The following is a 21,002-nucleotide window of genomic DNA, read 5'->3' as shown; positions in this document are numbered from 1 at the left end:
GATCAGTACAATTACGGGGTGGCAGCCGCGATCGGTGCGCCCTTGTCGTCGCACAGGCCCTTGCCGTCGGCGCAGCGTGCGAACGGGCCCAGCACCAGGACCGGCTGCTGGAAGTTGTAGCCGAACCAAGCCACGCCTTCCTGCAGCAGCTCGAACCGCACCTTGTGACCGGCAGCGAAGTCACCTGGAACGACCGCAGTTACTTCAGTCTCGGCGTGCGGCTGCACGTCGCCAGTCATGGGAACGCGAGCTTCCTCGCCACGGGCCGGCTCGGCAGTGCCCGGCGCCGGGTCGAGCAGCTGAACCACGCCAACGGTAACCGGGTTGGTGCCCGAAGTCGGCCAGGCAGCAGTGCCCTTGTTGCTGATCTTAAGCTTGACGGTCAGGGTATCGTCAGCGGCGTTGTACGCGGTGCTGCCGACCTGCTCGATGTTGCTTGAGACCTGTTCGTGAGTCAGCTGCGGGTTCTCCTTCACCGCCGCAGGCGCTGCGCCCTCAGCCGCCGCAGGCGCCTGGCTGTCATTCGAGCAGGCCGTCAGCATCAGCGACGAGGCGAGAATCAGGGGCAGCGCAATCTTTGAAATGTTGGTGGTCATGGGGTGCTCTAGGAGCTGGGTTGTCGGGGTCGACCGACCCGCTTCCAGCGGGTTGGCAGGATCTTGGGTGGCTGGGAACAACTGCGGGATAATATCCCGCGGGCGCCCCGAACGCCACGGCCCGGCGGGCCAGGCGGTGGCGCGAAGCCGCGCACGCCCTTGGGCTCCGTCCAGATGCCTTAAACTAGGCCCGGCTGTCGGTTTATCCAGCCAGCACCTGTAAGATTGACCGCTTTCCGGAGGTCGCCAGGACGGCGTGGGTCGTCCTGCTCATCGACCGCCCGGTCCGGGGGTTCCCACAGAACCTCACGGGACCATGACACACGCCGCAATCTGGACGCGGCCCAGCCTTGCTGAACGGAGAAGAGTTACATATGGCGGTATCAGGCAGTTCCCGCGCGGTGGGCGGGGTGGGGGAGGAAAACCGGGATTCCCTGATTTCTCCCTATACGTTGACGGTCCTTTGGGTGTCGCTGGCAAGCGTGCTTGCGATCGCGCTGATTTGCCTGCGCAGGTTCGATGTTCCGCTGCTGCTGCTGCTGGCCACGCTGCTCACGGCGGCAATGCTGGCGGTATTCCGGGTACGCATCCGCTGGTCCCTGCCCAAGCTCGGAATTGGCTTCGTCGCCATCGCCGCGCTGGCGCTGTTCCTGCGATCGGATCTGGATCCGCACCTGAAGGCCGGTCAGGACCAGGGCCTGTACACCAACATGTCAGCACAGCTGCTGCGAGCCAAGGCGCTGGACTACACCGATGAATTCCGCGCCTCGCTGAGCGGCGAGGAGCTGCGGATGTATGACAGCGCGCCGATGGCCGCTGTCGATCTGGTCGATCCGGTGCGCTCGCGCTATGTGGTTGCGTTCTACCCACTGCACCCGGCGTGGATGGCAATGTCCACCTGGGCGTTCGGACAGAATTACCATACGGCATCGCTGCTGCTGTTTGCCGCGCTGGGAATAGCCGGTGGCTACTACCTGGCGCTGCTGCTGTTCGGTAGTCGGCGCGCGGCAGGGTTGGCAGCAACCTTCCTGGCGCTCAACCCGGCGCTGGTGTTTTTCGCCAAGTTTCCGGTCACCGAGATGGTGGCGTTCGCGTTCACGGTCAACGGTTTCCTGTTCTTCGCCAAGGCGTGTTTCGAGCCCGCGCGGGGCAAGCGCTGGCTGAACCTGCTGATCGCGATCCTGTGCTTCAACGGGTTGTTCTACACCCGCATGCAGTTCTTCCTGTACATCCCGTTCATGGGCCTGCTGTTCGCCTATGCACTGATCGCCATCCGCCAGCCGTGGAGCCGTCGCGTGGTGATGATGGTGTTCCCGGCATCGCTGGTGATCACCTTCCTGGTGAGCATGGCGTTCTACCGCTACTACCAGCCGATCCTCTATGGAGGGATGGTCGAAGGCCACCTGGACAAGCTGAAGAAGCTTGCCGCACTGATGGCCGCTGGCCTGGGGCTGGTCGTACTGGGCCTGCTTGCCTACGTGGTGGCGCGCCGCCCCACCCTGGCCGTGCTGGAACGCCTCAATGACCAGATCCTGCGCTGGTCCGGCAAGGTCACTTGGCTGCTTCCGCTGGCACTGCTGGCCTCGATTCCCAGCGTCGTTGCCCTGTACCAGACCGGCTCGCTGGCGCCATTCCCGTGGACGGTGCCGGTCGGCACTGATCCTTTCCTGGTCCGCTACCACGCCATCTACCGCCTGGCGCAGATGCTGTCGCCGCTGGGCGTAGCGCTGCTGCTGCTGCTGCCGGCGTTCCGGATCGCCTGGTCCGGCGCAGCCAAGTTCGGGCTGCTGTTCCTGGTGCTGGTCTGGGCGGCCGTGCTGACCCAGCCCGCCATCCCGTACCTGTACTACTACGGCCGTTACCTGGCTGGCGACATGCTGCCGTACTCGCTGATCCTCACCGCCGGCGTGATCGCCTACCTGTGGGACGGCCGCTGGCGCCGCCTGGCCATCGCGATTACCGCGTTCCAGTGCTTGTTCTTCCTGGTGTTCTCCATTGCGCAGTACAACCACGACGAAGGCGAAGATCCTCGGTTCTTCGAGCGTATTGCCGAGCTTGTCAGCCCCAATGACATCATCATCGCCTCCGGGCTGGATGATGCGCAGCTGGTCGGCCTGCGGGTCACCTATAACCTGAACGTGTTTTCCATCACCGGCCGTGGCTCTGTTCCGCTGCCTTTCGACACCGGTACCTGGCATCGCCTGGAAGCCAACGCGCACCAGAAGGGGGGGCGCCTGTACCTGTTGACCAACCAGCGGCCGAGCGCGCTGCAGGAGCAACTGGTCGAGCGTGTCCCGTTCCGCCAGGGGTACATGAGCAACAGCGAGCACGCTCAGGCCGGGAACATGTTCCAGCCTACATCGCGTTCGCGGTTGCTGCTGCCGTTGCGCTTCAAGCAGGCCGAAGTGGAAATCAATCTGTATCGGATCGATACCAGCACCTTCGACCGTGTCGCCAACGCGAGCTGCACGGACGAGCTCGGCCTGGCCACCGACGGTGCAATCCTGGTCAAGGGCCTGAACGGTTTCAGCAGCCCCGAGACGCATGGCCGCTGGACCGATGGCAAGCGTGCGAGCTACACCTGCACGCTGCCTGAGGGGCATTCGGCCAGCACCGTGGAAATCCAGGCCACCGCCTACCTGCCAAACGGGCGCAAGCAGCGTGTCGGTGTATCGGTCAACGGCGGTGCACCCCAGCAGTTCGAGTTCGCACCGGGTAACGACACCCAGCGGCTGCAGATTCCAGTGGGCAACACCGACAAGCGATCGCTGACGGTGGACTTCGACCTGCCGGACGCCATTTCGCCACAGCAGGCACAAAGCGCGAACGACGCGCGCGTGCTCGGCATCAGCATCAGTGAGATCGAGATCAAAGAATGAACAAGCAACTGATTGAACGCCTGGATTCCAAGACGGCCACGATCGGCATCGTCGGGCTGGGCTACGTGGGCCTGCCGCTGCTGCTGCGCTACAGCGAAGTCGGCTACAAGGTCGTCGGCTTCGATATCGATCCGTCCAAGATCGAGATGCTGTCTTCCGGGCGCAGCTACATCGAGCACATCGATTCGGCGGACATCGCCAAGGCGTTCGCCAGTGGCGCCGAAGCGACCACCGACTACGCGCGGGCGAAGGACGTCGATGCCCTGATCATCTGCGTACCGACCCCGCTGACCAAGTTCCGTGAGCCGGATCTGAGCTTCGTGGTCGGTACGGTCGACGCGCTGCTGCCGCACCTGCGCGCCGGCCAGATCATGTCGCTGGAAAGCACCACCTACCCGGGCACCACCGATGAGGAACTCAAGCCCCGCGTAGAGTCGCAGGGCTTCACCATCGGCGAAGACTACTTCCTGGTGTTCTCGCCCGAACGCGAAGATCCGGGCAATCCGAACTTCAGCACGCGCTCGATCCCCAAGGTCTGCGGCGGCGTGACCGCGCCGTGCCTCGATGTCGGCCTGGCGCTGTACGGCCAGGTGATCGACCGCGTGGTTCCGGTCAGTTCGGCGCGTGCCGCGGAAATGACCAAGCTGCTGGAGAACATCCACCGCGCCGTCAACATCGGCCTGGTCAATGAGATGAAGGTGGCCGCCGATCGCATGGGCATCGACATCCATGAGGTCATCCGTGCTGCTGCGACCAAGCCGTTCGGCTTCGTCGCCTACTACCCGGGTCCGGGCCTTGGCGGGCACTGCATCCCGATCGATCCGTTCTACCTGACCTGGAAGGCGCGCGAGTACGGCGTGCATACGCGCTTCATCGAGCTGGCGGGCGAAATCAATTCGTCGATGCCCGACTACGTGATTTCCAAGACTCTGCTGGCGCTGAACCTGCGCCGCAAGGCGATCAACGGCAGCCGTGTGCTGGTGCTGGGTATCGCCTACAAGAAGAACGTGGACGACATGCGTGAGTCGCCGTCGGTGGTGTTGATGGAGAAGCTTCGCGATCTCGGTGCGGAAGTGTCCTACAGCGATCCGCATATTCCGGTGTTCCCGAAGATGCGCGAGCACCAGTTCGAGCTGTCCAGCGTGGACATCACCGCCGACACCCTCAGCAGCTACGACTGCGTGCTGCTGGCGACCGACCACGACAAGTTCGACTATGCGCTGATCAAGCAGCACGCGTCGGTGCTGGTGGACTCCCGTGGCCGCTTCCTGGAAAGCGCCGATAACATCGTAAAGGCCTGAATCATGCGCGTATTTACCCCGCCTGTGCTGGACAGGAAGATCCGGTTCGCCCTGGTCGGCTGTGGCCGCATTGCCCAGTCCCACATCAATGCCATGCGCCAGCATGCTGATCGCATCGAGTTGACCGATGTCTGCGACGTCGACCCGGCCGCGCTGCAGAAGGCCGTCGAAGACACCGGCGCCGTTGGCCACCGCAAGCTGAGCGACATGCTGGCCAGCACGACGGCCGACATCGTCGTGCTGACCACCCCCAGCGGCCTGCATCCGGAGCAGGCAGTGGAAATCGCTGCCGCCGGCAAGCATGTGATGACCGAAAAGCCGATGGCTACCCGCCTGCAGGACGGCGTGCGGATGGTCAAGGCTTGCGACGAAGCCGGCGTGCGCCTGTTCGTGGTGAAGCAGAACCGCCGTAATGCCACGCTGCAGCTGCTCAAGCGGGCGATGGAGAAGCGCCGCTTCGGCCGCCTCTACATGATCAACATCAACGTGTTCTGGACCCGTCCGCAGTCGTACTACGACAGTGCATCGTGGCGCGGGACGTGGGAGTTCGATGGCGGCGCCTTCATGAACCAGGCCAGCCACTACGTGGACCTGCTGGAATGGCTGGGCGGGCCGCTGGAAAGCGTGCAGGCCTATACCGCAACCCTTGCCCGCAACATCGAGGTCGAGGATTCCGGCGTAATCGGCCTGCGCTGGCGCTCCGGTGCGCTGGGTTCGGTCAACGTGACCATGCTGACCTACCCGCAGAACCTGGAGGGCAGCATCACCATCATCGGTGAGAAGGGCACCGTTCGCATCGGCGGCGTGGCGGTGAACGAGATCCAGCAGTGGCAGTTCGCCGAATCCGATCCGGACGACGAAGCCGTGGCCAGCGCCAGCTACGAAACCACCTCGGTCTACGGCTTTGGCCATCCGCTGTACTACGACAACGTGATCCAGGTGCTGCGCGGCGAAGCCGAGCCGGAGACTGACGGCCGCGAAGGGCTGAAGTCGCTGGAAGTCCTGATTGCTGCCTACATGTCCGCGCGCGATGGCAAGCGGGTCGCACTGCCACTGGAGTACTGACATGGCCCTGTTCATCCATCCAACCGCGATCGTTGATGAGGGTGCGCGCATCGGCGATGGCAGCCGCGTCTGGCATTGGGCGCATGTGTCCGCTGGCGCGCAGATCGGCAACGACTGCTCGTTCGGCCAGAACGTGTACGTCGGTAACGACGTGGTGATCGGCAACAACGTCAAGATCCAGAACAACGTGTCGGTCTATGACGCGGTGCGGCTGGAGGATGACGTGTTCTGTGGCCCCAGCATGGTCTTCACCAACGTCTACAACCCCCGCTCGGCGGTCAACCGCAAGGCCGAGTACCGGCAGACCCTGGTGCGCCGGGGAGCCACGCTCGGCGCCAACTGCACGATCGTCTGTGGCGTTACCGTGGGCGAGCACGCCTTCGTCGGTGCCGGAGCGGTGGTCAACCGCGATGTTGCGCCGTTCGCCCTGATGGTCGGGGTTCCGGCTCGCCGGGCGGGCTGGATGTGCCTGTGCGGCGAGCGGCTGCCAGGGACCGGAACGGTGACGTGCGCGCACTGCGACCGCCGTTACCTGGTCGACGATGCGTCCTGCGCGTTGCTCGATGCCTGAGCGTAAGTGCGCGGCTGCCTGAGCCTGCCTTTTTCTAGGAGTGACATGGAAATTCAGTTTATCGACCTGGCCGCGCAGTACCGCGCCCTGAAACAGGATGTGGACGCGCGCATCGCCAAGGTGCTCGAGCACGGGCGCTATATCATGGGGCCCGAGGTTCGCGAGATGGAGCAGGCGCTGGAAGCCCGCACCGGTGCGCCGCACTGCATCTCGGTTGCTTCGGGCACTGAAGCCCTGCTGATCGCGCTGATGGCGATCGGCGTCAGCGCAGGCGATGAGGTCATCACCACCTCGTTCACCTTCGTGGCAACCGCTGAAGTGATTGCCCTGCTCGGCGCGGTTCCGGTCTTCGTCGATGTCGAGCCGGATACCTGCAACATCGATGCGAACCTGATCGAGGCGGCCATCACCCCGCGTACCAAGGCCATCATCCCGGTGTCGCTGTACGGCCAGGTTGCGGACATGGATGCGATCAACGCGATCGCCGCCCGTCATCCCGGCATCACCGTGATCGAGGATGCGGCGCAGAGTTTCGGTGCGACCTACCGCGGCAAGGCAAGCTGCAACGTGTCGCGCATCGCGTGCACCAGCTTCTTCCCCAGCAAGCCGCTGGGCTGCTACGGCGACGGCGGTGCGATCTTCACTGACGACGCCGCGCTGGCAAAGGCGATGGCCGAGATCCGTGTGCATGGCCAGGAGCGCCGCTACTACCACACCCGCGTGGGCGTGGGTGGGCGCATGGATACCCTGCAGTGCGCGATCGTGCTGGCCAAGCTCGGCCGGTTCGACTTCGAATGCGAGCGCCGCCAGCACGTGGCTGGACGCTATCTGCAGGCGTTGGCTGGCCTGCAGGGCTGCGAGTTGCCGAGCCTGCGCGAAGGCAACAGTTCGGTCTGGGGGCAGTTCACCGTGCAGGTCGATGATCGCGCCAAGGTGGTTGAGCGCCTCACTGCGGCGAACGTGCCGACCGCTGTGCACTACCCGGTGCCCCTGCATCAGCAGCCTGCGTACCGCGACCGCGACCGCTGCCGCATCGCGTCCTCTCTGGCGAACTCCGAGCGGGTGGCGCAGCGCGTCATGAGCCTGCCGATGTCCGCCGACCTCGATGAGACGCAACAGGATTACATCATCGAGCAGCTGCGCGCGGCCCTCCGCGACTGATCCCGACCATCGCTCCACTTTCTTGCGAGACCCGCGTATGTACCAGAACAACCGTATCAGTGTCGTGGTGCCGGCACACAACGAAGAGACGCAGATCAAGCGCGTCATCGACACCATGCCTGACTATGTCGACTACATCGTCATCGTCAACGACACCAGTACGGACCGCACTTCCGACGTGGTCCGCGCCACGCCGGAATACGCCAGCGGGCGCGTCGTGCTGATCGAGCACGAAGTGAACCAGGGCGTCGGCGGGGCAATCGCAACCGGCTACAAGTGGAGCCGCGACAACGGTATCGACGTGTCGGTGGTGATGGCGGGCGACGGCCAGATGAATCCGCTCGACATGCCGGCCATTCTCGCGCCGGTGATCAACGATGTGGCCGACTACTCCAAGGGTAATCGCCTGGTGACTGGCGAAGCCTTCAAGCGCATCCCGAAGATCCGCTTCTTCGGCAACTCGGCCCTGTCCCTGCTGACCAAGATCGCATCCGGCTACTGGGGCGTTGCCGATTCGCAGACAGGTTATACGGCGATCAACGCCAAGGCGCTGGCTGCGATCGACTGGGACCACATGTACAAGCGCTATGGCCAGCCGAACGATCTGCTGGTGCGGCTGAACATCGCCGAGATGCGCGTGGTCGACGTGCCGGTCGAGCCGGTCTACAACGTCGGCGAAAAATCCGGTATCCGCGTGCGCAAGGTGCTCTTCAGCATCGGCTGGCTGATCGTGCGCCTGTTCTTCTACCGGTTGAAGGAAAAGTACATCATCCGCGACTTCCATCCGCTGGTGTTCTTCTATGCCTTCGGCGGTGCGACTGCGCTGGTTGGCCTGCTGTTCCTGGTGCGTACCATCCTGCTGTGGTTCACGCAGGGCAGCATGCCGGAGATGTCGTTCCTGGTGACGCTGTTCTCCTTCAGCATCTCCTTCAATGCCATCGGCTTTGCGTTCTGGTTCGATTACCAGGCCAACCGCCATCTGAATCCGCCCATCACCCATCGTGACGTGACCCATCGCCAGGCGCCGGATCCGATCGACCCGTGAGCATCTCGCCGTCCGCCCTGTTGAAGACCCTCGCGAGCAATCTGTCCTGGACGGCCGCGAGTCTGGTGATCCTGGCCGTCAGCGGGATCGCCATCAACCTGATGATCGCCGGCTTCCGCAGCGCCAGCGATCTGGGTGTTTTCAACCAGGCGTACGCGGTGTACGTGGTCGCATCGCAGTTGACCGTGTTCGGTATCCACAACTCGATCATGCGCAACGCCGCCCATTACAGCGGTGATGCCGAGGAAGGGCGCAGCCTGGCCGGTAGCGGGCTGCTGCTTTCGGCGCTTGCCGGCGTAGTCGGCGCCGCGCTGCTGGTGCTGGCTGCACCGGCCCTGGGCAAGTGGTTCGACAGCCCGGACACTGCCCTGGGCGTGCGCAACGTGGCGTATGGGCTGCTGCTGTTCCCGTTGAGCAAGACCCTGCTGGGCCTGCTCAACGGCCTGCAGTTGATGAAGGCCTTCGCTGTCCTGCAATCGCTGCGCTATCTGGTCGTGATGGCCTGGGTGGCGGTGGTCTCGATGACTTCGGCCAGTATCGACAAGGTGTTGTACTGCTTCCTCGTCGCCGAGGTCGTCACCACCGTAGCCGCGCTGGGCTATCTGTGGTCGCGCCGGATGCTGCAGGGCATGCGCGTGCGGCGGGTATGGATCGGGCGCCACGCCAGCTTCGGTGCCAGGAGCCTGTTGTCCAATACGTTCGTCGAGCTCAACTCTCGCGTGGACGTCATCCTGATCGGCTTCTTCCTGACCGACCGCGCGGCTGGCATCTACAGCTTCGGCGCGATCCTGATCGATGGGCTCTACCAGGTCTGGCACCTGATCCGGGTCAACCTGAACCCGATCCTGGTGAACGCCAGCCGCGACCGTGACTGGTCGACCTGTCGCATGCTGCTCAACAAGGCTCTACGCTACCTGTATCCGTTGGCGGTTCTGCTGGCCTTGGGCGTGGTGTTCGCGTACTGGTTCACCATCACCTACGTGATGAGCGGCAAGGGGCTGGAAGAGGGCATGCTGCCGCTGATCATCCTGCTCCTCGGGCTGACTTCGGTGGCGCCGTTCATTCCCTTCGACCAGCTGCCGCTGCTGGGCGGCTCCCCGGGGCTGCAGACCCTGCAGCAGCTGTCGGTGGTGATCGTCAATGCAATCCTGAATGTTATATTCATTCCGTGGTTGGGGATCGAGGGTGCTGCGCTTGGAACCGCACTGAGCTACGTCTTCGGCGTGCTCGTGTTGATGTTGATGGTGCGGCGCCTGTACTCCTGGAATCTAATTACAAATCGTATCGAGGCATAATCATGTGCGGAATTTTCGGTCTGGTGCTCCGCAAGGATGCCGCTTTCTCCCACTCCAGACTGCAGTCGACGCTTTCTGAACTTTTCAAGCTGTCCGAGACGCGCGGCAAGGAATCATCGGGCATCCATGCCTATGTTCCCGACCAGCGCGCATCGTGGGGGCTGAAGTCGGCTGATCGCGCGACCGACCTGATGAAGTCGCCGGAGTACGCGTCGATCATGCAGGCGCTGGCCGCTGCCTTCGAGGCTGAGAAGGTCGGTGCGTCGCTGGCCGTGATCGCACATTCGCGCCTGGTCACCAACGGTACCTCGGCGCTGCCACAGAACAACCAGCCGGTCAGCCGTGAAGGCGTGACGCTGATCCACAACGGTATCGTCGTCAACGTGGATGAGCTGTGGGCGTCCCACCCGGAGCTGCAGCGCCACGCCGAAGTTGACACCGAGTTCATGGGCGCGTTCCTCGCCCAGCATGGCGGTGCCTCCACACCGGCCAAGGCCACTGCCGATGTTTTCGCCCTGCTCAAGGGCGCTGCGTCGATCGCCTGGGTGCATGGACAGACCGATCGCCTGGTGCTGGCAACCAACACCGGCGACCTGTATTTCCATCTGGACGAACGCCAGGGCGTGCTGGTGTTTGCCTCCGAGCAGTACATCCTGGACAACGTGGTCAAGCACATCCATGGAGAAGCAGCGGTTCCCGCTGTACGTTGGCTGGAACCGCAGACCGCGCTGGGTGTGGGCATCAACAACCTCGGCACCGCCGCCTTCCGCCTCGACGAGGCCACCGCGGCCGCGGCCGATGCTGGCGTGCAGGTGTACCCAACCCCGGTGAGCGCCCACCAGGCCGCTCCGGCCCGCCCCGCAACGCCGGTGCTGGCCGTTGGCAGTGCGGACTTCTCGCTGCTGCGCTACAACGAAGACAATCTGAAGAAGCTGCGTCGCTGCAGCCGCTGCATCCTGCCGGAGACCTTCCCGTTCATCGCCTTCGATGGCGAAGGCGTGTGCAATTACTGCCGCTCCTACAAGCCGCGCTATGCGGGCATGCATCCGGTCAAGACCAAGCACGATTTCATCGAGTCGCTGGCCGGTTACCGCCGCGGCAATGGTCGTCCGGACGTGCTGGTACCCTTCAGCGGCGGCCGTGACAGCAGCTATGGCCTGCACCTGATCAAGCACGAGTTCGGCCTGAACCCGATCACCTTCACCTACGACTGGGGCATGGTGACCGACCTGGCCCGTCGTAATGTGGCGCGCATGTGCGGCCAGCTGGGAGTGCAGAACATCCTGGTCTCGGCGGACATCAAGCAGAAGCGCGAGAATGTCCGCAAGAACGTGGCGGCGTGGCTGAAGAAGCCCGATCTGGGCATGGTCCCGCTGTTCATGGCTGGCGACAAGCACTTCTTCCGCATCGTCAACCAGCTCAAGCGGCAGACCGGAATTTCGCTGGACCTGTGGAGCGCCAATCCGCTGGAGAACACCGATTTCAAGTCGGGCTTCTGCGGTGTCAGCCCGGACTTCGACAAGAGCCGCGTCGATTATCTGTCGATGAGCCGCAAGCTGCACCTGGCGGCCTACTACGGCAGTCGCTTCCTGACCAATCCTGGCTACATCAATACGTCGTTGCTGGACACGATGGGCGCTTTCCTCGCCTACTACGTTGAACCACGCCGCGACTTCTACTTCATCTTCGACCACATGATCTGGGAAGAGAACGAAGTCAACGACGTGCTGCTCAACCAGTATGACTGGGAGCTGGCACCGGACACGGACAGTACCTGGCGCATCGGCGACGGCACCGCGCCGTTCTACAACTACATCTACATGACCGCGCGTGGATTCTCGGAGTTCGACACGTTCCGCAGCAATCAGATCCGCGAAGGGATGATGACCCGCGAGGAGGCGATCTCGGCGGTGTACACCGAGAATCGCCCGCGTCCGCAGTCGATCAAGTGGTACCTCGATACCATCGGCATCGATTTCGACAGCGCGATCCGCCGCATCAACGAAATGGATGTAATGGGCCTGCACCGCTGAGAACCAGCAGGTGCAGCGAAACGGTCGGCTACCGCATCAGTTGCGGTAGCCGATCACGCGGGCCGGATTGCCAACCACCACGGCCCAGTCTTCGACGTCCTTGGTGACCACGCAGCATGCGCCGATCACCGCACCGGTGCCAATCCGGTTGACTGAGGGCAGGATCACGGCACGCGCGCCAAGCCAGGCATCGTCGCCGATGGTCAGGCCGGTGAAATCCACCGGTTGCTCCTTCTTGAGCGCTCGTGTCTTGATCCGATGGCCATGGGTGGCAATGAATACGCCTTCGGAGATCCAGACGTCATTGCCGATCTTCAATCCGCCGGAGTAGTCCAGCTCGCAGTCGTGCTCAACGCCTACGTTGCGGCCCATGCTGAAGTGCGCATGCCGGGTGCTGTGCGGAGACACCAGCATGGCCCGGTAGGAAACGTACGAATTGGCGCCGATATCGAAGAAGCGGCGCAGCACGAACATCTTGCATTGCACCAGCCCCGGTGCGTCGAACAGGAAGGAACCCAGCAGGTGCTGGACGAAGCGTCGTAGATATTCCTTCAGCATTGCATATCTCCCAATACAGGTCTGTTGATCATCGACCGGGGCCGGTTTCCAGGCAGGACCGCGCTCAGTTGGCGCGGCCGTACTGGTCTTCGAAGCGAACGATGTCGTCTTCGCCAAGATAGCTGCCCGACTGCACTTCGATCAGCTCCAGCGGCAGCTTGCCTGGGTTTTTCAGGCGATGGGTAACGCCCAGCGGAATGTAGGTGCTCTGGTTCTCCGTCAACAGGATCACATCGTCGCCGCGGGTGACTTCGGCGGTGCCGCTCACCACGATCCAGTGTTCGGCGCGATGATGGTGCATCTGCAGGCTCAGCGTCGCGCCGGGCTTGACGGTGATGCGCTTGACCTGGAAGCGGGCACCGTTGTCGATCGAATCGTACGCGCCCCAGGGACGGTAGACCTTGCGGTGCGCAGCTGCTTCGCTGCGGCCGTCGCGCTTGATCTGGCCAACGATCGCCTTGACGTCCTGCACGCGGTCCTTGTGGCCGACGAACACGGCATCGTCCGTTTCCACTACAACCACGTCCTCCAGGCCGACCATTGCGATCAGGCGGTTGCCATAGGCATAGCTGTTGCGGCAATCCAGGGCGATGACGTCGCCGTGGCAGGCATTGCCATCGGCATCCTTGTCGGACACGTCCCACAGCGCGGACCACGAGCCGACGTCGTTCCAGCCGGCATCCAGGGCGACCACGGCGGCATCGCCGGTCTTTTCCATCACCGCGTAGTCGATCGAATCGCTTGGGCTGGCGGCGAACGCGTCGGCGTCCAGGCGCACGAAGTCGCTGTCGCTGGCTGCCTTGGCCAGGGCCTCGCGGCATGCGGCCAGGATCGCCGGCTGCAGCTTCTCCAGCTCCTGCAGGTAGCGTGACGCCTTGAACAGGAACATGCCGCTGTTCCAGAAATACTCGCCCGAGGCCACGTAACCTTCGGCGGTGGCCAGGTCCGGCTTCTCCACGAAACGTTCGACACCACGCGCGCCTTCGCCGGCGGCGGCCTTGATATAGCCATAGCCGGTTTCCGGCGCCGTCGGCACGATGCCGAAGGTGACCAGCTTGCCGGCGTCGGCAGCCACCGCGGCCTGGGCCACAGCGGCATGGAAGGCTTTCTCGTTGCGGACCACGTGGTCCGAGGGCAGGACCAGCAGCAAAGCGTCATCGTTGCCAGCCAGGACCTGCAGGGCGGCGATGGCGATGGCCGGCGCGGTGTTGCGGCCAACCGGCTCCAGGATCAGCGCCTGCGGCTGGACATTGCATTCGCGCAGCTGTTCGGCCGCCATGAAGCGGTGTTCCTGGTTGGCAACCACGATCGGCGCTTTGCCCGCAATCGCGGCGACGCGCTTCCAGGTCGCCTGCAGCATGGTGTCGTCGCCGACCAGCGGCAGGAACTGCTTGGGATAGGCTTCGCGCGACAGCGGCCACAGCCGCGTGCCGGAACCACCGGAGAGAATGACGGGGACGATGGGGAGCATGGAGTCCTTCCTTACTTAATGATGAGCCGGGCTGCCGCCGATCAGGGCGGTAAGTTCCTGGGTGCGTCGCGCCAGCAGCACGGCGTCGCCTCGGGTTTCAATGTTCAGGCGCAGCAGTGGTTCGGTGTTCGAGCTGCGCAGATTGAAGCGCCAGTCGGCGAACTCGGCGCTGACGCCGTCGGTATGATCCAGCAGCGGTGCGTCGGCCTGGTAATGGGCCAGGACGTGGGCCACCGTCGCCTTGGCGTCTTCCACGCGGAAGTTGATCTCGCCACTGCAGGGGAAGGCCTTCACCCGGTCCGCGACCAGTTCGCCCAGCGGAGTACCGGTCTGCGAGACCAGTGCGGCAATCAGCAACCAGGGAATCATGCCGGAGTCGCAGTAGGCGAAATCGCGGAAATAGTGGTGCGCACTCATCTCGCCGCCGTAGATCGCATCTTCGGCGCGCATGCGTTCCTTGATGAAGGCATGGCCGGTCTTGCTCATGATCGGCACGCCACCGGCCTGCTGTACCTGCTCGATGGTGTTCCAGGTCAGGCGCGGGTCATGGATGATCTTGCCGCCCGGCTGGCGCGCGAGCAGCGCGGTGGCCAGCAGGCCGACCAGGTAGTAGCCCTCGATGAAGTTGCCATCGGCGTCGAAGAAGAAGCAGCGGTCGAAGTCGCCATCCCAGGCGATGCCGAAGTCGGCACCGTGTTCGCGCACCGCGTCGCGGGTGGCCGCGCGGTTTTCCGGCAGCAGCGGGTTGGGAATGCCATTGGGGAAGCTGCCGTCGGCCTCATGCTGGATGCGGATGAATTCGAAGGGCAGGTGCGGGGCCAGTGCGTCGATTACCAGGCCGGCACCACCGTTGCCAGCGTTGGTGACGATCTTCAGCGGCTTCAGGCTGGCGACGTCGATGTAGCCGAGCAGGTGCTGGATGTAGGCCGATTTGTCGGCGTCCTGGCTGACCGTGCCGTGGCCGTTGCCCAGCGGTGCGTCGGAGGCCGCGAAGTCGCGGATGTCGAACAGGCCGGTATCGCCGCTGATCGGCTTGGACTGTTCGCGTACCAGCTTCATGCCGTTGTAATCCATCGGATTGTGGCTGGCAGTAACCATGATGCCGCCGGCAGCCTGGCGGTGGAACGTCTGGAAGTACACTTCCTCGGTGCCGCACAGGCCGATGTCGATGACATCGCGGCCACTTGCGGTGAGGCCTTCGATCGCGGCCTGCAGCAGCTCCGGGCTGCTCAGGCGGATGTCATGGCCGACGATGACCGGTCCTGGCCCCAGCAATGCCGCCGTGCCTGCGCCGATGCGCTTGGCCAGGTTGGCGTCGAGTTCATCCGGAACCCGGCCACGGATGTCATAGGCCTTGAAACACGGGAGCGTCATCAATGCGGTCCTTACTGGGGTGACCGCCGATTATAGCGACAGGCTCCGTCGGGGCGGGTAATCCTGTCCAGCATCCGTGCCGGCCAAAACAATCGGAAAGGACCGCATAACCCGTTGATTATGCGGTCCCTTGCTTCTGCCGGGCTCAGCCCAGCGCCGCTTCCAGCTCTGGCAGGATCGTGAACAGGTCCCCCACCAGGCCGATGTCGGCGATCTCGAAGATCGGCGCGTCACCGTCCTTGTTGATCGCCACGATGGTGCCGGCGTCCTTGATGCCGGTCAGGTGCTGGATGGCACCGCTGATGCCGACGGCCACGTACAGCTCCGGCGCGATGATCTTGCCGGTCTGGCCGACCTGCAGGTCGCTGGGCACATAGCCGGCATCGACCGCGGCGCGCGAAGCACCGACGGCGGCGCCGAGCCTGTCGGCCAACTGGAAGATGACTTTGAAGTTCTCTTCCGAGCCGACGCCACGGCCACCGGAGACCACGCGCTTGGCGCTCTGCAGGTCCGGGCGGTCGCTGGCACCGGCGGCCAGGCCGACGAAGCGGGTGTGGGCCGGCAGCGGGGCGTCGACGCTGGCCGCTTCGATGGCGGCACTGCCACCCTGGGCGGCTTCCGGCCACGACGCGGCACGCACGGTGGCGACCACGACCTGGTCGGCCGGGGCTTCGACGGTGATGATTGCGTTGCCGGCGTAGATCGGGCGCTTGAAGGTGTGGCTGCCTTCGACGCTCATCAGGTCGGAGACCTGGTTGACGCCAAGCAGGGCGGCCACGCAGGGCATCAGGTCCTTGCCGAAGGTGGTCGACGGGCCGAACACGTGGGTGTAGCCCTTGGCCAGCTGTGCGATCTGCGGCGCCAGCACCTGGGCGATGGCCTGCGTGTTGGCGGCGTTGGCCACGGTCAGGACCTTGGCGACGCCGGCGATCTTCGCCGCTTCCGCAGCGACGGCGGCCGGATCGGCGGCCAGCACCAGCACGTCGATGCTGGCGCCGCCGATGGCGGCGGCGGCGCTGACGGTCTTGGCGGTGGCGGCATTGAGCTTGCCGTCGTGGTGCTCGGCGATGACGAGAATCTTGCTCATTACAGCAGCCCCTTCTGCTTGAGTGCGGCAACCAGTTCGGCCGCGTCCTTGACCATCACACCCTTGCTGCGCTTGGATGGCGCGGCGTAGTGGGTGGTCTTGAAGGTGTCGGCGGCTTCAACGCCGAGGTCGGCCAGCTGCAGGGCCTCCAGCGGCTTGGCCTTGGCCTTCATGATGTCCGGCAGCTTGATGAAGCGCGGCTCGTTCAGGCGCAGGTCGGTGGTGACCACCGCCGGCAGGTCCACTTCGAGGGTTTCCAGGCCGGCATCGACCTCGCGGGTGACCGTGGCCTTGCCGTCGGCAATGTCCAGCTTGCTGGCGAAGGTCGCCTGCGGACGGCCCCAGAGCGTGGCCAGCATCTGGCCGGTCTGGTTGGCGTCATCGTCGATCGCCTGCTTGCCCAGGATCACCAGGTCCGGCTGTTCCTTCTCGATCAGCTTGAGCAGGGTGCGGGCGGCGGTCAGCGGCTGGATGGCCTGGTCGGTGACCACATGGATGGCACGATTGGCGCCCATGGCCAGGCCGTTGCGCAGGTGCGCCTGGGCGTCGGCCGGTGCGATGGTCGCAACCACGACTTCGCTGGCGATGCCCTTGTCGCGCAGGCGCAGGGCTTCTTCCAGGGCGATTTCATCGAAGGGATTGGGGGACAGCTTGACGCCGTCGGTGACCACGCCGGAACCGTCCGGCTTGACCTGAATGCGGACGTTGTAGTCCACCACGCGCTTGTACGCGACGAGGATTTTCATCTGGTACGGGGTCCTTGTAGTGCCGGCCGCTGGCCGGCTCACATTTGCTGGGGGAACATCCGGTCCTGCAACAGCAACCGGTTCGGGGGTGGGACCCCGATTCTAGCGGGTGGCGGGGCACCATGCGAATGCGTATGGTTTTGTTGCAATGCGGCATTCCGGGCGGTGTCCACCTGTTCCGTTCATGGCCGACAGGCAGTCGTGAAGGAGCCGCCGATGTATCCTCTCCCGCTGCCGGAAGGCTCCAGGGCCGAGGTGAAATCTGAACAGGAGAACGGGTAGTGCCCACATGGCTTGTCACCGGCGGCGCCGGATTCATCGGCGGCAACTTCGTGCTGGAAGCGGTCGCACGTGGCATCAAGGTGATCAATCTTGACGCCCTCACCTATGCCGGCAACCTGAAGACCCTGTCCAGCCTGGACAGCGACGCCAACCACGTCTTCGTGCAGGGTGATATCGGTGATCGCGACCTGGTTGCCCGCCTGCTGGCCGAGCACCGGCCCGACGCGGTGCTCAACTTCGCTGCGGAAAGCCACGTGGATCGTTCCATCGACGGTCCCGGCGCGTTCATCCAGACCAACGTGGTGGGCACCCTGGGCCTGCTGGAGGCTGTGCGTGACTACTGGAAGGGACTGCCGGCCGACGAGGCCGCTGCATTCCGCTTCCTGCACGTGTCCACCGACGAGGTGTATGGCACGCTGGGCGAGACTGGCAAGTTCAGTGAAACCACCCCGTATGCGCCCAATTCGCCGTACTCGGCGTCCAAGGCCGCGTCGGATCACCTGGTGCGTGCGTTCCACCACACCTACGGGCTGCCGGTGCTGACCACCAACTGCTCCAACAACTACGGCCCCTACCATTTCCCGGAAAAGCTCATTCCGCTGGTGATCGCCAAGGCGCTGGCCGGCGAACCGCTTCCGGTGTACGGCGATGGCAGGCAGGTGCGTGACTGGCTGTTCGTCACCGATCATTGCGAAGCGATCCGCACGGTGCTGGCCAAGGGGCAGGTCGGCGAGACCTACAACGTCGGTGGCAATTCGGAGAAGCAGAACATCGAAGTGGTGCAGGCGATCTGCGCGCTGCTCGATGCACGCCGCCCGCGCGACGATGGCCAGCCGCGCAGCAGCCAGATCACCTACGTGGCCGACCGTCCGGGGCACGACCGCCGCTATGCGATCGACGCCTCCAAGCTGAAGAACGACCTCGGCTGGAAGCCGGCCTACACCTTCGAGCAGGGCATCACCTTCACTGTTGACTGGTACCTGGACAACCAGGAGTGGGTGAACGGCGTGCTGGATGGCAGCTACCGCCTGCAGCGCATTGGCACCTCTGCCTGAACCGACGGCATTGAACAGGAAACCTGCATGACGCAACGCAAAGGCATCATCCTGGCCGGTGGCTCCGGCACCCGGCTGTATCCGATCACCAAGGGTGTCAGCAAGCAGCTGCTGCCGGTGTACGACAAGCCGATGATCTACTACCCGCTCAGCGTGCTGATGCTGGCGGGCATCCGTGAAGTACTGATCATCAACACGCCGCATGAGCAGGCGCTGTTCCAGCAGTTGCTGGGCGACGGTTCGCAGTGGGGCATGGACATCCAGTACGCAGTGCAGCCCAGCCCTGATGGGCTGGCACAGGCCTATCTGATTGGCCGCGATTTCGTGGCCGGCAAGCCGAGCTGCCTGGTGCTGGGCGACAACATCTTCCATGGCCACGGTCTACGTGAACTGCTCAAGCGCGCCGACGAGCGCGTGGACGGTTCGACCGTGTTCGGTTACTGGGTGAATGACCCCGAGCGCTACGGCGTGGCCGAGTTCGACAGGGGCGGCAAGGTAGTCGATCTGGTGGAGAAGCCAGCAAACCCGCGTTCCAACTATGCGGTTACCGGCCTCTACTTCTACGACGGCAACGCCAGTGACTATGCCGCCGAGCTCCGGCCTTCGTCGCGTGGCGAGCTGGAAATCACCGATCTCAACAAGCGCTACCTGGCCGACGGCACGCTTCATCTGGAAGCACTGGGCCGCGGTTATGCCTGGCTCGATACCGGCACCCACCAGTCGCTGCTGGAAGCCTCCAACTTCATCGAGACCATCCAGACCCGCCAGGGCCTGCAGGTATGCTGCCCGGAGGAAGTGGCGTTCGGGCAGGGCTGGATCTCGGCCGAACAGCTGCAGGCGCTGGCGGCCCCGTTGATCAAGAATGGCTACGGCCAGTACCTGAACAAGCTGGCATTGCGTGGGGTAGTTCCGTGAAAGTGATTCAGACCCGCCTGCCGGGATGCGTGGTGCTTGAGCCGATGGTGTTCGGTGATTCGCGCGGTTTTTTCTTCGAAGGCTGGAACGCGTCGCGATTCGGTGCGCTTGGGTTGCCCGACCGGTTCGTGCAGAGCAATCTTTCGTCCTCGAGCAAGGGCGTGCTGCGTGGCCTGCACTACCAGTGGCCGCGCCCGCAGGGCAAGCTGGTCAGCGTGCTGGAAGGTGAGGTCTACGATGTAGCCGTGGACATCCGACGCGGGTCACCGACGTTTGGATGCTGGGAGGCAGTGATCCTGAGTGCCGGCAACAAGCGCCAGTTCTGGATTCCCGAAGGTTTCGCCCACGGTTTCGCGGTGCTGTCCGAGACTGCGCTGTTCCACTATCTCTGTACCGACGTGTACGTGAAGGAAGCCGATGCTGCTGTGCGCTGGGACGACGCCGATATCGCGGTGGACTGGCCGATCAGCGATCCGATCCTGTCGGCCAAGGATGAGGATGCGCCGTTCCTGAAGGATATTGCCGAAGACCGATTGCCGGCCTATACGCCATGAAGCTGCTGGTGTTCGGCGGCAACGGCCAGGTGGGCCAGGAACTGCTGCGCGCATTGGCGCCGCAGGGTACGGTGATTGCAACCACGCGCAGCGGCACGCTGCCCGACGGCCGTTCCTGCGAGAGGGCTGACTTCAGCGAGCCAGACAGTCTGTTGGCATTGCTGGATCGGCTGCAGCCATCGATCGTGGTCAATGCGGCGGCCTATACGGCAGTGGACCGCGCCGAACAGGACGCAGGCGCGGCCTTTGCGGCCAATGCGCTGGCACCGGGCGTGATCGCGCGCTGGTGTGCGCTGCGGGGTGTGCCGTTCGTGCACTACTCCACCGACTACGTATTCGATGGACGCGGCACACGGCCGTACCGCGAGGACGAGCCTACTGCACCGCTGGGCGTGTATGGCACCAGCAAGCGCGATGGCGAGGATGCGGTGCGTGCAGCGGGCGGGCGCCACCTGATCTTCCGCACGGCGTGGGTGTATGCCGCGCACGGTGCGAACTTCCTGCGCACCATGCTGCGGGTGGGCGCCGAGCGCGACCGGCTGCGGGTGGTGGCCGATCAGATCGGCACGCCGACGCCGGCGGCACTGATCGCCGATGTCACTGCGCTGGCATTGCAGCACCCGGGCCCGTTGTCCGGCACCTGGCACCTGACCGCCACGGGCCAGACCAGCTGGCATGGATTCGCCGAGGCGATCTTCGCCGAGGCGCTGGCGAAGGGGCTGCTGGACCGTGCGCCGGTGGTGGAGGCCATTCCGAGTTCGGACTATCCGACCCCGGCGCAGCGTCCGGCATGGTCGGTGCTGGACAACCGCCGGATCCAGCAGGATTTCGCTATCGAGCTGCCCAGTTGGCAGGCCGGCCTGGCGCGGGTGATCGACGAGATCGCGTTGCCTCGCAACTGAGGCGGGAAGCCGCAATGGGGCGCGTGCGCGTGCGCGTGCGCAGTCCGCAGCCCGCGTTCTCTTTGACAGCTCCCGGAAATAGCCCCACCATCGCGCGGCATGGTCATCGCCG

The 21,002-nt window shown here is 64.2% G+C and carries 18 protein-coding genes; 12 read left to right on the top strand and 6 right to left on the bottom strand.

Annotated elements, in window-relative coordinates; genetic code table 11:
- Nucleotides 1-11: 11 nt before the first annotated feature.
- A complete protein-coding gene (locus QRO93_RS07450; protein ID WP_180878791.1) occupies nucleotides 12-596 on the bottom strand; it encodes a hypothetical protein in 585 nt (194 codons plus the stop codon).
- A 467-nt stretch (nucleotides 597-1,063) separates the two neighbouring features.
- Between QRO93_RS07450 and QRO93_RS07445 the strand changes: the two genes are divergently transcribed.
- Genes QRO93_RS07445 through QRO93_RS07410 form a run of 8 tightly spaced genes read left to right on the top strand, consistent with a single transcriptional unit; the run spans nucleotide 1,064 to nucleotide 11,946 of the window.
- Nucleotides 1,064-3,475 (top strand): glycosyltransferase family 39 protein, encoded by a 2,412-nt coding sequence (locus QRO93_RS07445; RefSeq protein WP_180878790.1) that lies wholly within the window; start codon nucleotides 1,064-1,066, stop codon nucleotides 3,473-3,475.
- Entirely contained in the window at nucleotides 3,472-4,776 is a 1,305-nt protein-coding gene (locus tag QRO93_RS07440) for a nucleotide sugar dehydrogenase (RefSeq protein WP_053448713.1), read from the top strand. Before QRO93_RS07445 ends, QRO93_RS07440 begins: the two co-directional genes overlap by 4 nt.
- 3 nt (nucleotides 4,777-4,779) lie before the next feature.
- Nucleotides 4,780-5,841, top strand: coding sequence for a Gfo/Idh/MocA family protein (locus QRO93_RS07435; RefSeq protein WP_053448714.1), 1,062 nt, complete (start codon nucleotides 4,780-4,782; stop codon nucleotides 5,839-5,841).
- 1 nt (nucleotide 5,842) lies between these two features.
- Nucleotides 5,843-6,412 (top strand): acyltransferase, encoded by a 570-nt coding sequence (locus QRO93_RS07430; RefSeq protein ID WP_053448715.1) that lies wholly within the window; start codon nucleotides 5,843-5,845, stop codon nucleotides 6,410-6,412.
- Nucleotides 6,413-6,457: 45 nt separating this feature from the next.
- Nucleotides 6,458-7,573 (top strand): DegT/DnrJ/EryC1/StrS aminotransferase family protein, encoded by a 1,116-nt coding sequence (locus QRO93_RS07425; RefSeq protein ID WP_219626162.1) that lies wholly within the window; start codon nucleotides 6,458-6,460, stop codon nucleotides 7,571-7,573.
- Nucleotides 7,574-7,610: 37 nt separating this feature from the next.
- Nucleotides 7,611-8,618 carry a glycosyltransferase family 2 protein gene (locus QRO93_RS07420; RefSeq protein ID WP_053448716.1) on the top strand — a complete coding sequence of 336 codons (1,008 nt, stop codon included), beginning with the start codon at nucleotides 7,611-7,613 and terminating at the stop codon, nucleotides 8,616-8,618.
- Nucleotides 8,615-9,913 (top strand): lipopolysaccharide biosynthesis protein, encoded by a 1,299-nt coding sequence (locus QRO93_RS07415; RefSeq protein ID WP_053448717.1) that lies wholly within the window; start codon nucleotides 8,615-8,617, stop codon nucleotides 9,911-9,913. The genes QRO93_RS07420 and QRO93_RS07415 overlap by 4 nt, the downstream gene beginning before the upstream one ends.
- A gap of 2 nt (nucleotides 9,914-9,915) precedes the next feature.
- A complete protein-coding gene (locus QRO93_RS07410; protein ID WP_164086969.1) occupies nucleotides 9,916-11,946 on the top strand; it encodes a hypothetical protein in 2,031 nt (676 codons plus the stop codon).
- Between the two features lie 36 nt (nucleotides 11,947-11,982).
- Here QRO93_RS07410 and QRO93_RS07405 read toward each other — a convergent pair whose 3' ends face one another.
- From QRO93_RS07405 to QRO93_RS07385, 5 genes are all read right to left on the bottom strand, one after another.
- A complete protein-coding gene (locus QRO93_RS07405; RefSeq protein ID WP_285304059.1) occupies nucleotides 11,983-12,420 on the bottom strand; it encodes an acyltransferase in 438 nt (145 codons plus the stop codon).
- A 148-nt stretch (nucleotides 12,421-12,568) separates the two neighbouring features.
- Nucleotides 12,569-13,975, bottom strand: a complete 1,407-nt coding sequence (locus tag QRO93_RS07400; RefSeq protein ID WP_053448720.1) for a mannose-1-phosphate guanylyltransferase/mannose-6-phosphate isomerase — start codon at nucleotides 13,973-13,975, stop codon at nucleotides 12,569-12,571.
- A 15-nt stretch (nucleotides 13,976-13,990) separates the two neighbouring features.
- Nucleotides 13,991-15,349, bottom strand: a complete 1,359-nt coding sequence (locus QRO93_RS07395; protein WP_049446207.1) for a phosphomannomutase/phosphoglucomutase — start codon at nucleotides 15,347-15,349, stop codon at nucleotides 13,991-13,993.
- A gap of 145 nt (nucleotides 15,350-15,494) precedes the next feature.
- Nucleotides 15,495-16,436, bottom strand: coding sequence for an electron transfer flavoprotein subunit alpha/FixB family protein (locus QRO93_RS07390; protein WP_180878788.1), 942 nt, complete (start codon nucleotides 16,434-16,436; stop codon nucleotides 15,495-15,497).
- Nucleotides 16,436-17,182, bottom strand: coding sequence for an electron transfer flavoprotein subunit beta/FixA family protein (locus tag QRO93_RS07385; RefSeq protein ID WP_180878787.1), 747 nt, complete (start codon nucleotides 17,180-17,182; stop codon nucleotides 16,436-16,438). The genes QRO93_RS07390 and QRO93_RS07385 overlap by 1 nt, the downstream gene beginning before the upstream one ends.
- 281 nt (nucleotides 17,183-17,463) lie before the next feature.
- Here QRO93_RS07385 and rfbB point away from each other — a divergent pair, with 281 nt between their 5' ends.
- From rfbB to rfbD, 4 genes are read left to right on the top strand one after another with little or no spacing between them, the layout of a single operon-like run.
- A complete protein-coding gene (gene rfbB, locus QRO93_RS07380) occupies nucleotides 17,464-18,519 on the top strand; it encodes a dTDP-glucose 4,6-dehydratase (RefSeq protein WP_180878786.1) in 1,056 nt (351 codons plus the stop codon).
- Nucleotides 18,520-18,546: 27 nt separating this feature from the next.
- Nucleotides 18,547-19,434, top strand: coding sequence for a glucose-1-phosphate thymidylyltransferase RfbA (gene rfbA / locus QRO93_RS07375; RefSeq protein ID WP_053448724.1), 888 nt, complete (start codon nucleotides 18,547-18,549; stop codon nucleotides 19,432-19,434).
- The gene (gene rfbC, locus QRO93_RS07370; RefSeq protein ID WP_180878785.1) at nucleotides 19,431-19,988 is read left to right on the top strand and encodes a dTDP-4-dehydrorhamnose 3,5-epimerase; all 558 of its coding nucleotides are present in this window, start codon (nucleotides 19,431-19,433) and stop codon (nucleotides 19,986-19,988) included. The genes rfbA and rfbC overlap by 4 nt, the downstream gene beginning before the upstream one ends.
- A complete protein-coding gene (gene rfbD / locus QRO93_RS07365) occupies nucleotides 19,985-20,890 on the top strand; it encodes a dTDP-4-dehydrorhamnose reductase (RefSeq protein WP_164086977.1) in 906 nt (301 codons plus the stop codon). Before rfbC ends, rfbD begins: the two co-directional genes overlap by 4 nt.
- Nucleotides 20,891-21,002: the final 112 nt, after the last annotated feature.

This window comes from Stenotrophomonas maltophilia group sp. Smal17, from assembly GCF_030237045.1.
Classification (GTDB): Bacteria; Pseudomonadota; Gammaproteobacteria; order Xanthomonadales; family Xanthomonadaceae; genus Stenotrophomonas; species Stenotrophomonas forensis.
Note: the sequence above shows the minus strand (reverse complement) of the source record. Positions and strands in the feature narration are given on the sequence as shown.

Coding starts and splice junctions, on each gene's coding strand:
- rfbD (WP_164086977.1), top strand. CDS start 19,985: ATGAAGCTGCTGGTGTTCGGCGGCAACGGCCAGGTGGGCCAGGAACTG.
- QRO93_RS07405 (WP_285304059.1), bottom strand. CDS start 12,420: ATGTTCGTGCTGCGCCGCTTCTTCGATATCGGCGCCAATTCGTACGTT.
- QRO93_RS07430 (WP_053448715.1), top strand. CDS start 5,843: ATGGCCCTGTTCATCCATCCAACCGCGATCGTTGATGAGGGTGCGCGC.
- QRO93_RS07435 (WP_053448714.1), top strand. CDS start 4,780: ATGCGCGTATTTACCCCGCCTGTGCTGGACAGGAAGATCCGGTTCGCC.
- QRO93_RS07385 (WP_180878787.1), bottom strand. CDS start 17,182: ATGAAAATCCTCGTCGCGTACAAGCGCGTGGTGGACTACAACGTCCGC.
- QRO93_RS07400 (WP_053448720.1), bottom strand. CDS start 13,975: ATGCTCCCCATCGTCCCCGTCATTCTCTCCGGTGGTTCCGGCACGCGG.
- QRO93_RS07390 (WP_180878788.1), bottom strand. CDS start 16,436: ATGAGCAAGATTCTCGTCATCGCCGAGCACCACGACGGCAAGCTCAAT.
- QRO93_RS07450 (WP_180878791.1), bottom strand. CDS start 596: ATGACCACCAACATTTCAAAGATTGCGCTGCCCCTGATTCTCGCCTCG.
- QRO93_RS07420 (WP_053448716.1), top strand. CDS start 7,611: ATGTACCAGAACAACCGTATCAGTGTCGTGGTGCCGGCACACAACGAA.
- QRO93_RS07410 (WP_164086969.1), top strand. CDS start 9,916: ATGTGCGGAATTTTCGGTCTGGTGCTCCGCAAGGATGCCGCTTTCTCC.
- QRO93_RS07440 (WP_053448713.1), top strand. CDS start 3,472: ATGAACAAGCAACTGATTGAACGCCTGGATTCCAAGACGGCCACGATC.
- QRO93_RS07425 (WP_219626162.1), top strand. CDS start 6,458: ATGGAAATTCAGTTTATCGACCTGGCCGCGCAGTACCGCGCCCTGAAA.
- QRO93_RS07395 (WP_049446207.1), bottom strand. CDS start 15,349: ATGACGCTCCCGTGTTTCAAGGCCTATGACATCCGTGGCCGGGTTCCG.
- rfbA (WP_053448724.1), top strand. CDS start 18,547: ATGACGCAACGCAAAGGCATCATCCTGGCCGGTGGCTCCGGCACCCGG.